Source organism: Streptomyces sp. NPDC045967, assembly GCF_056430495.1.
In genome coordinates this window covers 64,318-76,741 of sequence record NZ_JBWKLE010000016.1, presented here as the reverse complement: position 1 = coordinate 76,741, position 12,424 = coordinate 64,318, and the positions used below count along the sequence as shown (strand labels likewise).

General features: G+C 72.5%; 9 protein-coding genes. 7 read left to right on the top strand and 2 right to left on the bottom strand.

From position 1 onward, the window contains the following. Nucleotides 1-29: 29 nt before the first annotated feature. Nucleotides 30-1,136, bottom strand: a complete 1,107-nt coding sequence (locus AC07FY_RS25500; protein WP_479010206.1) for a sugar ABC transporter substrate-binding protein — start codon at nucleotides 1,134-1,136, stop codon at nucleotides 30-32. 379 nt (nucleotides 1,137-1,515) lie between these two features. Here AC07FY_RS25500 and AC07FY_RS25495 point away from each other — a divergent pair, with 379 nt between their 5' ends. The 6 genes from AC07FY_RS25495 (at nucleotide 1,516) to AC07FY_RS25470 (ending at nucleotide 10,271) form a co-directional block, all read left to right on the top strand. Next, entirely contained in the window at nucleotides 1,516-2,766 is a 1,251-nt protein-coding gene (locus AC07FY_RS25495; RefSeq protein WP_479010203.1) for a ClC family H(+)/Cl(-) exchange transporter, read from the top strand. A 151-nt stretch (nucleotides 2,767-2,917) separates the two neighbouring features. Next, nucleotides 2,918-4,402, top strand: a complete 1,485-nt coding sequence (locus tag AC07FY_RS25490; protein WP_479010200.1) for an aldehyde dehydrogenase family protein — start codon at nucleotides 2,918-2,920, stop codon at nucleotides 4,400-4,402. A 12-nt stretch (nucleotides 4,403-4,414) separates the two neighbouring features. Continuing rightward, nucleotides 4,415-6,013: a GMC family oxidoreductase gene (locus AC07FY_RS25485; RefSeq protein ID WP_479010197.1), complete on the top strand. Its 1,599-nt coding sequence runs from the start codon at nucleotides 4,415-4,417 to the stop codon at nucleotides 6,011-6,013. 104 nt (nucleotides 6,014-6,117) lie between these two features. Continuing rightward, a complete protein-coding gene (locus AC07FY_RS25480) occupies nucleotides 6,118-7,161 on the top strand; it encodes a quaternary amine ABC transporter ATP-binding protein (RefSeq protein ID WP_479010384.1) in 1,044 nt (347 codons plus the stop codon). A 70-nt stretch (nucleotides 7,162-7,231) separates the two neighbouring features. Beyond that, a complete protein-coding gene (locus tag AC07FY_RS25475; RefSeq protein WP_479010194.1) occupies nucleotides 7,232-9,298 on the top strand; it encodes an ABC transporter permease subunit in 2,067 nt (688 codons plus the stop codon). A gap of 1 nt (nucleotide 9,299) precedes the next feature. Further along, nucleotides 9,300-10,271, top strand: coding sequence for an ABC transporter substrate-binding protein (locus tag AC07FY_RS25470; RefSeq protein WP_479010191.1), 972 nt, complete (start codon nucleotides 9,300-9,302; stop codon nucleotides 10,269-10,271). 187 nt (nucleotides 10,272-10,458) lie between these two features. Here AC07FY_RS25470 and AC07FY_RS25465 read toward each other — a convergent pair whose 3' ends face one another. Then, on the bottom strand, nucleotides 10,459-11,673 hold the full coding sequence (locus AC07FY_RS25465) for a S8 family peptidase (protein WP_479010188.1): 1,215 nt from the start codon (nucleotides 11,671-11,673) through the stop codon (nucleotides 10,459-10,461). 374 nt (nucleotides 11,674-12,047) lie between these two features. On the opposite strand from AC07FY_RS25465, the gene AC07FY_RS25460 reads away from it, so the two are divergent. Further along, nucleotides 12,048-12,371 (top strand): putative quinol monooxygenase, encoded by a 324-nt coding sequence (locus tag AC07FY_RS25460; protein WP_479010185.1) that lies wholly within the window; start codon nucleotides 12,048-12,050, stop codon nucleotides 12,369-12,371. Nucleotides 12,372-12,424: the final 53 nt, after the last annotated feature.

Here is a 12,424-nt window from a genome sequence, read left to right as displayed (position 1 = left end):
CGGCCGATCCGGCTACCGCTGCGGCCCGGCTACTTGAGGCCGAGTTCCTCGCAGGCGGCCCTGAGCTTGTCCGTGCAGATCTCGGCGACCGTGTAGACGCCGTCGTCGACGACCGTCGCCTTGACGTTCGCCTTGGTCAGGGAGATGCCCGGGACGAGCACCGCGGGCACGCGCTTGGAGGTCGGGCTGTCGACGAACTGGTTGATGATCCCGTCGATCTTCTCGCCCTTGGCGAGGGCGACGGCCATCTCCGCGGCGGCCGCGGCCTCGGGGGCGTATCTCTTGTAGACGGTCATGTACTGCTCGCCCGCGACGATGCGCTGCACTCCGGCCAGTTCGGCATCCTGGCCGGTGACGGGGGGCAGGGTGGTCAGGCCGGCGGCCTTGAGGGCGGTGATGATGCCGCCCGCCATGCCGTCGTTGGCGGAGTAGACGCCCGCGATCCGTCCCTTGCCGAGGGCCGCTATCGCCGCCGCCATGTGGGTGTTGGCGTTCTCCGGCTTCCAGTCGACGGTGTCGTACTCCTTGCCGACGTTGACCTTTCCGTCGAGGACGGCGTGCGCGCCGGCCTTGAAGAGCTTGGCGTTCGGGTCGGTGACCGAGCCGTTGACCATGACGATCTGGCCGTCCTTGGCCTTGTCGCCCAGGGCCGCCAGGAGCGCCTGACCCTGGACCTTGCCGACGTCCTCGTTGTCGAAGGAGGTGTAGGCGTCGATGGGGCCCTCGGCCAGCCGGTCGTAGGCGACGACCGGGATGCCGGCCTGCTTGGCCTTGCCCACGGAGGCGGCGATGGCCTTGGCGTCCACCGCGTCCAGGACGAGGACGTCCACCTTGGCGGCGATCATCGTGTCGACCTGGGAGTTCTGGGTGGCCGCGTCCTGCTCGGCGTTGGCGTAGAGGACCTTGCCCTTGCCGCGCGTGAGCCGGGCGACCTCCTTCTCGATGAGGGGCTTGTCGAACTTCTCGTAGCGCGCGGTCTGGTTCTCCGGAAGCAGGAGGCCGACCGTGATCGCGTCACCCTTGGCCGCGCGCCCTTGCCCGTCGGCGTCCTGCGCGCCGCCGCAGGCGGTGAGCGAGACGGCGGCGACCGCCGAAGCGGCGGTCGCGATGACGGCGCGACCCAGATGTGCGTTCACGAGATGAACCTCCCTGACGAGGCCGTATCTGTACGGCCGAGGTGGAGCAGTCAACTCGGCGCCCCCGATCGTCGTCAAGAAGTGAACTAGTAACGAGATGGCACCGTTGTCATCACTCTCCGTCTCCGAATCCGAGCGAGCCGAGTTCAAGTTCTGAATCGGTGGCCCGATGCGATCCCAAGCCGGTTGGAGACCCTCGCCGTTGGCCCGGTCGGGGACGGTTTCGGCGCGGCAGCCGTGATGTCCGCCACGCCGCGCCGGCACCCGGCCAGTCTCTGACGGACGCACCCCACGGTCAGGCGGAGGTCCGCGCATGCCCCGTGCTCCCGGCACCCCCCGTGCTCCCCGCGCCGCCCGTGATCCCCGGGGCCGACCCTCCGTGTATCTCGTCGCGGCTGTCGCGGGCTGCCTCGTGGGTCTCGTCGGCGGGAGCTTCCGCTGGTGCCTGGTCCGGGCCGAGGAGCTCTACGGCGCGCTGCTGGACACCTCTCAGCGGCTGGGCGGGCCCGGCCTGCTGCTTCCGGTGCTGGTCACGGCAGCGGGCGCCGCACTCGCGTGTGCGATCGCCCGGCTGGTGCCCGCGGCCGCCGGAAGCGGCATCCAGGAGGTCGCGGCCGTATGGCTGCGGCAGGCGCGGCCGCAGGGGCCCTGGCTGCTACCGGCCCGGTTCGCGGGCGGGGTGATCGCCATCGGCTCCGGCCTGCTCCTCGGACGGGAGGGCCCGACGGTGCACATGGGCGCGGTGATCGGGGCCGAGGCGGGGCGCCGTACGCGGATGAGCGATGCCGACGTCACCCTGCTGCACACCTCGCTCGCCGGGGCCGGCCTCGCCGTGGCCTTCACCGCACCCCTCGGCGGCATCCTGTTCGTCTTCGAGGAGGTGACCAAGACGATCAGGCCGCGCCTGGTGCTCCTCGCGCTGATCGGCACCGCCACGGCCGTCGCATGCTCCCAGCTCATCGTCGGCAGCCGGACCGTCTACCCGGTCCCGGCCCTCCCGGACCCGCCGCTCGCGCTCGTGCCCGCGTTCCTCCTGCTCGGCGCCGCCACGGGCGTCCTCGGGGCGTGCTACAACCGCCTCCTGCTCGGGATGCTGTCGTTCTGCGACCGCGTACGACGGGTCGGTCCGGTCGCCCGGGCGGCCGCGATCGGGGCGGTCGTGGGCCTGCTGCTGTCCGTCGATCCGCTGCTGGGCGGCGGCGGGGAGCGGCTCAACGAGCAGTTGCTGGACGGCGCCGTCCCCGGGGCCGCCGCGCTCGCGGCGTACCTCGTGGTCCGGTTCGTCGCCGGTCCGCTCAGCTTCGCGGCCGGCGCGCCGGGCGGGCTCTTCGCTCCCCTGCTGGCGCTGGGCGCCGTCTGGGGTGCACTCGTCCACGCGCTCGCGCTGCCGCTCCTGCCGGGCGGGGGCTCCACCGCCGTCCCGTTCGCGATCACCGGGATGGCCGCACTGTTCGCGGCGGTCGTCCGGGCGCCCGTCACCGGCATCGTGCTCGCCGTCGAGATCACCGGCTCCACCACGCTGCTCGTCCCGCTGCTCCTCGCCTGCTTCGCCGCGACGCTGACCGCCGACCGGATGAAGAGCACGCCGGTCTACGACAGCCTGCGGATGCGGGGGGCGGGAACCGGCTGAGCCCTGGCCGTTCGCGACACGCACGTGACTCCAGTCACTCCTGGGGCGGATGGGACATGGGTTCCGGGGCAGAGGGCAAGCGCGGCGATTGCAAGGTCACCGCCGGTCCACCGCGGTGGCGGTCCCGGAGGTACCGGAGGTACGGAGCGTCGTGTCGGAGCAGAAGACCATCTACACAGCCGGGACATGGCGATCCGCGGTATCGGGAGCGACTCGGGAGGTCCTGGATCCGGCGGACGCCTCCGTCCTCGCCGTGGTCGCCGAGGGCGGCGCCGCCGACGCGGACGCAGCCGTGGGCGCCGCGCGGGCGGCTTTCGACGGCGGCCCCTGGCGGGACACTTCGGCCGCCGACCGTGCCGCACTGCTGCACCGCACGGCCGATCTGCTGGTCCGGGACCGCGAGCGCATCGGGCTCCTGGAGAGCCGGGACGCGGGCAAGACGCTCGAAGAGGGCCGGGTGGACGTGGACTGCGTCGTCGACGCCTTCCGCTACTTCGCCGGCCTCGTCGTCGGTGAGGGCGGCGGCCGGGTCGTGGATGCCGGCTCCCCCGACGTGCACAGTGTCGTGGTCCACGAACCGGTCGGGGTCTGCGCGCTGATCACGCCGTGGAACTATCCGCTGCTCCAGGCGAGTTGGAAGATCGCCCCGGCCCTGGCGGCGGGCAACACCTTCGTGGTCAAGCCCAGTGAGATCACCCCGCTGACCACGGTCGCCCTCATGGAGCTGCTGGCGGAGGCGGGGCTGCCGGACGGCGTCGCCAACCTGGTCACCGGAGCCGGCGACCCGGTGGGCGCCCGCCTCGCCTCCCATCCCGACGTCGATCTGGTGTCCTTCACCGGTGGACTCGCCAGCGGTACGAAGGTGATGCGCGCGGCCGCCGACACGGTCAAGAAGGTCGCCCTCGAACTGGGCGGCAAGAACCCCAACGTCGTCTTCGCCGACGCCTGCGCCACCGAGGACGGCTTCGACACCGCCGTCGACCAGGCCCTCAACGCCGCCTTCATGCACAGCGGGCAGGTGTGCTCCGCCGGATCGCGACTGATCGTCGAGGAGTCGCTGCACGAGCGCTTCGTGGCGGAACTCGCCCGCCGGGCCGGGAGGATCCGCATCGGCCGGGGCACCGACCCGGGCGTCGAATGCGGCCCGCTGGTCTCCGCCGCGCAGCTGGAGCGCACGGAGTCGTACGTCGCCTCCGCGCTCGCCGAGGGCGCCGTACTGCGCGCCGGGGGCGAACGCCCCGGGGGCCCGGGCTACTTCTACCGCCCGACCGTGCTGGACCGCTGCCACCGGAGCATGCGGGTCGTGCGCGAGGAGGTCTTCGGACCGGTCCTGACGGTCGAGACCTTCCGCACCGAGAACGAGGCCGTCGCGCTGGCCAACGACACCGAGTACGGCCTCGCCGGCGGCGTCTGGACCGCCGACCAGGGCCGTGCCCGCCGGATGGCGGGCCGGCTGCGCCACGGCACCGTCTGGATCAACGACTTCCACCCGTACCTGCCGCAGGCCGAGTGGGGCGGCTTCGGCAAGTCCGGCATCGGCCGCGAACTCGGCCCGTCGGGCCTGGCCGAGTACCGCGAGACCAAGCACGTGTACCAGAACCTCGCTCCGCGCCCCGTGCGCTGGTTCGCGGGCTGAGGAGGGAGCGACATGACCGGGAACACCACCACCGCGCACCGGCGCGAGCATCCGGAGGCCGGCGGCGCGCGGGAACCCGACCGCGACCACGTCCGGGAGTACGACTACGTCGTCGTCGGCGGCGGCACCGCCGGCTCCGTGATCGCTTCCCGCCTGACCGAGGACGCCGGCGTCAGCGTCGCCGTCATCGAGGGCGGGCCCAGCGACGTCGACCGCCCCGACGTGCTCACCCTGCGCCGCTGGATGGGCCTGCTCGGCGGCGACCTCGACTACGACTACCCCACCACCGAGCAGCCGCGCGGCAACTCGCACATCCGGCACAGCCGGGCCCGGGTCCTCGGCGGCTGCTCCTCGCACAACACCCTGATCGCCTTCAAGCCGCTGCCGTCCGACTGGGACGAGTGGGCGGAGGCGGGCGCCGACGGATGGCACGCCGCCGCCATGGACCCCTACTTCGACCGGCTGCTCAACAACATCGTGCCGGTCGGCGAGGAGGACCGTAACTCCATCGCCCGCGACTTCGTGGACGCGGCGGCGTCCGCGCTGGGCGTCCCGCAGGTCGAGGGCTTCAACCGGAAGCCGTTCCACGAGGGCGTCGGCTTCTTCGACCTCGCCTACCACCCGGAGACCAACAAGCGGTCGTCCGCCTCGGTGGCCTACCTCCACCCGGTGATGGACGAGCGGCCCAACCTGCGGATCCTGCTCGAGACCTGGGCCTACCGCCTCGACCTGGACGGCACCCGGGTGCGCGGCGTGCACGTCCGGGCCGCGGACGGCACGGAGTCGCTGATCACCGCCCGCCGCGAGGTCGTGGTCTGCGCGGGCGCCGTGGACACCCCGCGCCTGCTGCTGCACTCCGGCATAGGTCCGCGCGCGGATCTGGTGGCGCTGGGCATACCCCCGGTGCACGACCTGCCGGGCGTGGGCGAGAACCTGCTGGACCACCCGGAATCCGTGATCGTGTGGGAGACGGACGGCCCCATCCCGGAGAACTCGGCGATGGACAGCGACGCGGGTCTGTTCGTCCGGCGCGATCCCGATTCGGCCGGGCCCGACCTGATGTTCCACTTCTACCAGATCCCGTTCACCGACAACCCCGAGCGCATCGGCTACGAACGACCGGCGCACGGCGTGTCGTTGACTCCGAACATCCCCAAGCCGCGCAGCCGCGGACGCCTTTACCTCACCAGTGCGGACCCCGAGGTCAAACCCGCCCTCGACTTCCGCTACTTCACGGACGAGGACGACTACGACGCCCGCACCCTGGTGGACGGCATCAAGCTGGCCCGCGAGATCGCGGCGGCCGAGCCGCTGGCCGGCTGGCTGAAGCGGGAGGTGTGCCCGGGCCCGGACGTCACCGACGACGAGAGCCTGAGCGTGTACGCCCGCTCGGTGGCGCACACCGTCTACCACCCGGCGGGCACGTGCAAGATGGGCGCCGCCGACGACGAGACCGCCGTCGTCGGACCGGACTTGAAGGTACGCGGCCTGGAGGGCATCCGGATCGCGGACGCGTCCGTCTTTCCGACGATCCCCGCCGTCAACCCGATGATCGGAGTGCTCATGGTCGGCGAGAAGGCCGCCGAGCTGCTGGGCGGTGAGCTCCGGTGACCGCACCTGGCAGCGCCTCCGCCGCATCAGCCGCCCCCACCCCCTCCGCTGCTTCCGCCCTCGCCGCGGGGCGCCCGGCCGGACCCGGGGGCGACGCCGCTCCCGTGTTCTGCGTACGGGGCCTGTGGAAGGTCTTCGGTCCGCGGCGCAAGGCCGCGCTGGTGCCGGGTTCCGAGCACGCCGCGCTGACCGCCGCCGAACTGCGGGAGCGTACGGGCTGCACGGCCGCCGTCCGCGATGTCGGTTTCGACGTCCGCAAGGGCGAGGTCTTCGTGGTGATGGGCCTGTCCGGTTCCGGCAAGTCCACGCTGGTGCGCTGTATGACCCGGCTGATCGAGCCGACGACCGGCTCCCTCGCCATCGACGGTGAGGACGTCCTGGCGATGGACGCGCCCCGGCTGCGCGAGTTGCGCCGCCACCGCGCCTCCATGGTCTTCCAGCACTTCGGCCTGCTGCCGCACCGCACCGTCCTCGACAACGTCGCCTATGGTCTGGAGATCCAGGGCATGGGCCGCGCCGACCGTCGCTCCAAGGCCGCCGAGATGGTCGCCAAGGTCGGCCTCGAAGGTCTGGAGGACCGCCGGCCCGGGCAGCTGTCCGGCGGCCAGCAGCAGCGGGTGGGTCTCGCCCGCGCCCTGGCGGCCGACCCCGAAGTGCTCCTGTTCGACGAGCCGTTCAGCGCGCTCGATCCGCTCATCCGGCGGGAGATGCAGGAAGAGGTGGCCCGGCTCCACCACGAGGAGGGCCGCACCATGGTCTTCATCACGCACGACCTGTCCGAGGCGCTGCGCCTCGGCGACCGGATCGCGCTGATGCGCGACGGCCGGATCGTGCAGCTCGGCACCCCGGAGGAGATCGTGGGCTCCCCCGCCGACGACTACGTACGGGACTTCGTCCGCGACGTGCCGCGCGAGCAGGTGCTCACCGTGCGCAGCGCGATGCGCCCGGCCATGGACGGCGAAGCCGGTCAGGGCCCTGCGCTGACCCCCGCCACCACGGTGGTGCAGGCCATCGAGGCCGTCGCCCGCAGTGGAGGTCCGGCGCGCGTCGTCGACGGAGGCCGCTGCCTCGGTGTCGTGGACGACGCGGGACTGCTCGCGGTGGTGGCCGGCCTGCCGGCGCCGGCCGGGCGGGGGGTGGCGGCATGACGCGCCTGACCCGTGCCCGTGTCCGCGCCCAGCGGGCCGGTGCCGTCCCCGGCACCGGGAGGGGGCGCCGATGAGCACGACGACGAGACCCGCCTCCGAACGCGCACGCCAGATCCGGCCCGGCCGGCCGGAGCGGCGGCCCGCGGACGGCCTGTCCGTTCCCCCGCGCGCCGCCGGCGCCGCCGCTGCGCCACGCCGCCGCCTCAAGGAGCTGCTGCTCGACCACCGCGCCGGCCGCCGGGTCCTGCCCCTCGCCGCCGCCGCTGTGGTGGCGCTGTCCCTCGCGATCGCGTTCCCGGGTGCCGGGAGTTGGCCCGCCGCGCTCTCCGTTGACCTCTCCGGGCCGCTCGGCCGGGCCGGGGACTGGATCATCGACAACCGCGACGGCCATCCGCTCTTCCTCTACTTCTTCGGGCACGTCAGCAACGCCGTGGTGGTCTGCGTCCGCGCGGTGTACGTGATCCTGCTCGCGGCGGGCTGGACCGGCGTCACGGCGCTGGCCGGTCTGATCGCCCTGCGCCTGGCGGGCCTGCGGCTCGCCGTCACCTGTGTGGCCGCGTTCGCCGTGTGCGGACTGCTCGGCATGTGGGTGCCGACGATGCAGACCCTCGCCCTGATGGCCGTGGCCGTGACCGCGTCCGTCGCGGTGGGCGGCCTGCTCGGTCTCGCCGCCGGGCTGTCGCCGCGGGCCGACCGCGCGCTGCGCCCCGTGCTGGACACGATGCAGGTGCTGCCGGCCTTCGCGTACCTGCTGCCGATGGTGCTGGTCTTCGGGATCGGCGTGCCGGCCGCGGTCCTCGCGACGGTGGTCTACGCGGCGCCGCCGATGGCCCGGCTGACGGCACTGGGCCTGCGCGCGGCCGACGCCGGGGTGCTGGAGGCTTCGGCCTCGCTGGGGGCGACCGGGTGGCAGCGGCTGCGGACCGCGCGGCTGCCGCTGGCCCGCCGGCAGATCCTGCTCGGCGTCAACCAGGCCATCATGATGGCGCTGTCGATGGCCGTGATCGCCTCGGTGATCGGCGCGGGCGGCCTCGGCGACCGGGTCTACCAGGCCCTCGCCTCGGTCGACGTGGGTGCGGCGCTCGCCGCCGGCATCCCCATCGTGCTGCTCGCGGTGGTCCTGGACCGCACCGCCGACGCGGCGGGCGCCCGGCTGGGCGCCGACCCGGTTCCCGCACACCGCCAGCCGCTGCTGCGGCGGGTGTTCGCGGGCTGGTACGGGCGGCTGCTGACCCTCCTCACGGCCGTCGCCGCCGCCGTCGCGGGCCGGATGGCGGGCACCTCGCTGTGGCCCGGATCCTGGACCGTACCGATCGCGGAGCCGGTCAACCGGGCCGTCGGCTGGATGACCGACCACCTCTACTCCGGCGTTCCCGTGGTCGGCGGAACCGCCGACTGGGCGGCCCGCTTCACCGGCTGGATCCTCGACCCCCTGCGGGCCGGGCTGCAGGCCACCCCCTGGTGGCTGCTGCTGCTCGTGGCCGGCGGACTCGGCCTGCTGGCCGGGACCTGGCGCACCGCCCTGACCGCCGTGCTCGCCCTGGCGGCCATCGGTGTGCTCGGCGTGTGGGAACCGTCCCTCGACACCCTCTCGCAGGTGCTGGCCGCCGTCGCCGTCACGCTCGTCCTGGGTCTGGCGATCGGCGTCGGCGCCGCCCGCAGCGGACGCGCGCAGCGGCTGCTGCGTCCGGTGCTCGACGTGTGCCAGACCCTGCCGCAGTTCGTCTACCTCATCCCGGTGGTCGCGCTGTTCGGTGTCGGGCGTGCGCCCGCGGCGGCCGCGGCCGTCGTCTACGCGCTGCCCGCCGTCGTGCGCATCACCGCCGACGGCCTGCGCGAGGTGAGCCCGGCGGCCATGGAGTCGGCGCGTTCACTGGGCGCCACCGGCGCGCAGCAGCTGCGCCAGGTCCAACTGCCGCTGGCCAGGCCCGCACTGCTGCTGGCCCTGAACCAGGCGGTGGTGCTGGTGCTGGCCGTCGTCATCATCGGCGGCCTGGTCGGTGGCGGCGCGCTCGGCTACCAGGTCGTCCTCGGCCTCGCGCAGGGCGATCTGGCGACCGGTCTGGTCGCCGGCGCCGCGATCGTCTGCCTCGGTCTGCTGCTCGACCGGATCACCCAGCCCGCGAAGGGGGCCTGACATGCATGCCGACCGTCGCGGCCGTCGCCGACTCGGCGGGCTCGCCGCCGTGACCGCCCTGGCCGTGCTCACCGGGTGCGGGGCGGCCGACATGACCCGCCAGACCTCCCCGTACGCCGCCGCGGAGGGCGCGAAGACCGTCACCCTGTCCGTCCAGTCCTGGGTCGGGGCCCAGGCGAACACCGCCGTCGCCGCCTACCTGCTCGAACACGAGCTGGGCTACCGCGTCGACACCGTCCAGGTGGACGAGGTGCCCGCGTGGGACGCGCTCAGCCAAGGCCGGGTCGACGCGATCCTGGAGGACTGGGGCCATCCCGAGCAGGAGAAGCGGTACGTCCAGGACAAGAAGACCATCACGGCGGGCGGTGAGCTGGGCGTGACCGGCCACATCGGCTGGTTCGTCCCGACGTACTTCGCCGAGGCCCATCCGGACGTCACCGACTGGAAGAACCTCGACAAGTACGCCGACCAGCTGCGCACCGCCGAGAGCGGCGGCAAGGGCCAACTGCTGGACGGCTCACCGTCGTACGTCACGAACGACAAGGCGCTGGTGAAGAACCTGGACCTGGACTTCGAAGTCGTGTTCGCCGGCTCCGAGGCCGCCCAGATCACCCAGATCAGGCAGTTCGCCAAGGACCGCAAGCCGTTCCTCACCTACTGGTACAAGCCGCAGTGGCTGTTCGAGCGGGTTCCCATGACGGAGGTGAAGCTGCCCGCCTACCAGGAAGGCTGCGACGCCGTGCCGGAGCGGGTGGCCTGCGCCTATCCGCACACCCCGCTGCGGAAGTACCTGAACGCGCGCTTCGCGGACACGGGCGGCCAGGCCGCCGCGTTCCTGAAGAAGTTCCACTGGGGTGTGGAGGAGCAGAACGAGGTGGCGCTGATGATCGCGGAGGAGAAGCTGCCGCCCGAGCAGGCGGCGAAGAAGTGGGTGGAGCGCAACCCGCAGGTGTGGGAGCCGTGGGTGCGCTGACCGGGCTGAGGGCCGACCGGCTGATCGGCTGACGGGCTGATCGGCTGACGGGCTGATCGGCTGACGGGCTGATCGGCTGACGGGCTGGTCGGGTCGACCGGCCTGACCTGCCGGGCGCAGCACGGGGCCGGGGCCGCCACACACCCCTCTGGTGTGGCGGCCCCGGCGCTTCGCGGGCGGCTTGCGCCTACTGCGCGGACACCTTGAGGAGCTTGTTCGGGGTCCCGCCGCTCGGGTTGGTGATCTTCCCCGGGGTCGCGTCCGCAGTCAGGGCCTGCGCCACCTGTGCGGGCGTCGCCCCCTTGTGCCCGGCCAGGTACAGGGCCGCGGCGCCGACCACGTGCGGGGTCGCCATGGAGGTTCCGGAGATGGTCTTCGTCCCGGTGTCGCTGTCGTTCCAGGCCGAGGTGATGTCCGAGCCCGGTGCGTAGATGTCCACCACCTTGCCGAAGTTGGAGAACGAGGACTGGGAGTCGTCGGCCGCGCTGGAGGCCACCGTGATGGCCTCGGTGACCCGCGAGGGAGAGCCCTGCCCCGCGTCGGAGGACTCGTTGCCCGCCGCCACGCCGAAGGTGACACCGGCGGCTATGGACCGGCGCACGGCCTCGTCGAGCGCCTCGTCGGCGCCGCCGCCGAGGCTCATGTTGGCGACCGAGGGCCCGCTGTGGTGCTGCGTCACCCAGTCGATGCCGGCCACGACCTGCTCGGTGGTGCCCGACCCGTTGTCGTCGAGCACCCGGACCGCGACGACCTTGGCCTTCTTCGCCACCCCGTGGGCGGTGCCCGCGATGGTGCCAGCCACGTGCGTGCCGTGCCCGTTGCCGTCGTCGGCGCTCTGGTCGTTGTCCACGGCGTCGAAGCCGTGGACGGCCCGGCCGCCGAAGTCCTTGTGGCTGATCCGTACGCCGGTGTCGATGACGTACGCCGTCACGCCGTCGCCGCCCGCGTCGGGGTACGCGTACTTCTTGTCCCCCGCGGTCGCCGTCTGGTCGATGCGGTCGAGGCCCCAGGACGGGGGGTTGCTCTGGGTGGTGCTGATGGAGAACTTCTTGTTCTGGACGACCTTGCCCACGGCCGGGTCGGCGGCGAGGCGCCGGGCGCCCTGCTCCGAAAGCCCCGACGCGGAGAAGCCGTTGACCGCGGACGTGTAGGTGCGCTTCAGCTCGCCGCCGTACTTCTTGACGAGCGCCTGCCGGTCGGCGTCCTGGTCGAGGATGACGATGTAGCTGCCGCTGAGCGCACCGGGTGCGCCGAGCCCGTACACCGTTCCCTCGGCCGGAGTGCTCGCACCGGCGAGGGAGGGCAGCAGCATGCAGACACCGGTTGCAGTGGCGACTCCGGTGGCCACTGCAAGGACCCGGAAGCCGCGCGAACGGGTGCGTGCGTGCTTGTGAGTTGACATGAAGGAGGTGCTCCTCGTGTTGACGTGTGGGGCGTCAAGCGGTGTTGCGCAACCCCGCAGGAGCCGAAAGATCTCCGGGGGTCAGGTCGAAACCCTGACCGATTACCGGAGTTGATTCAAGACCACCCCGGGCCTCGGAGTTGTTCAACAAGCTTCCTTAAAGAGACCTCCGCGCGGGCACCTCGGAATGACCACACTCTTCGAATCACCCACACATTCGCGTCACGCGCCGGTGCATTCGCGAACACACCCCGGAAACACGGTGGCTGACGGGGCGACGGAGGGCACGGGTGGAGCGGGGGCGGGGTCGAGGCGGGGCGGGACGGGACGGGGCGGGGCGCCGCCGGCCGCACTCTCGCGCCTACAATGCGCGAATGATCTTCATTGTGGTGAAATTCCCCGTCAAACCCGAATATGTCGACCGGTGGCCCGAGAAGGTCGCGGAGTTCACCCGCGCCACGCGCGCGGAGCCCGGCAACCTGTGGTTCGAGTGGTCCCGCAGCCTGGAGGAGCCGGACGTCTACGTCCTGACCGAGGCGTTCCAAGACGACGCGGCGGAGGCCCACGTGACCTCCGAGCACTTCCGCGCCGCCATGGAGACCATGCGTCCGCTGATCTCCCGTACGCCCGACATCGTCAGCACCACCATCGTGGGCGCGACCGGCTGGAGCCGGATGGGCGAGCTGGGGGTCGACTGAGGAGTCCCGGTACGGGTGTACCCGCCGAACGGCCGGGGCCGCGGCGGGCACGT

What these genes read in the sequence shown, in the direction of transcription:
- AC07FY_RS25470 (WP_479010191.1), top strand. Translation starts at nt 9,300, where the DNA reads ATGCATGCCGACCGTCGCGGCCGTCGCCGACTCGGCGGGCTCGCCGCC.
- AC07FY_RS25460 (WP_479010185.1), top strand. Translation starts at nt 12,048, where the DNA reads ATGATCTTCATTGTGGTGAAATTCCCCGTCAAACCCGAATATGTCGAC.
- AC07FY_RS25485 (WP_479010197.1), top strand. Translation starts at nt 4,415, where the DNA reads ATGACCGGGAACACCACCACCGCGCACCGGCGCGAGCATCCGGAGGCC.
- AC07FY_RS25465 (WP_479010188.1), bottom strand. Translation starts at nt 11,673, where the DNA reads ATGTCAACTCACAAGCACGCACGCACCCGTTCGCGCGGCTTCCGGGTC.
- AC07FY_RS25475 (WP_479010194.1), top strand. Translation starts at nt 7,232, where the DNA reads ATGAGCACGACGACGAGACCCGCCTCCGAACGCGCACGCCAGATCCGG.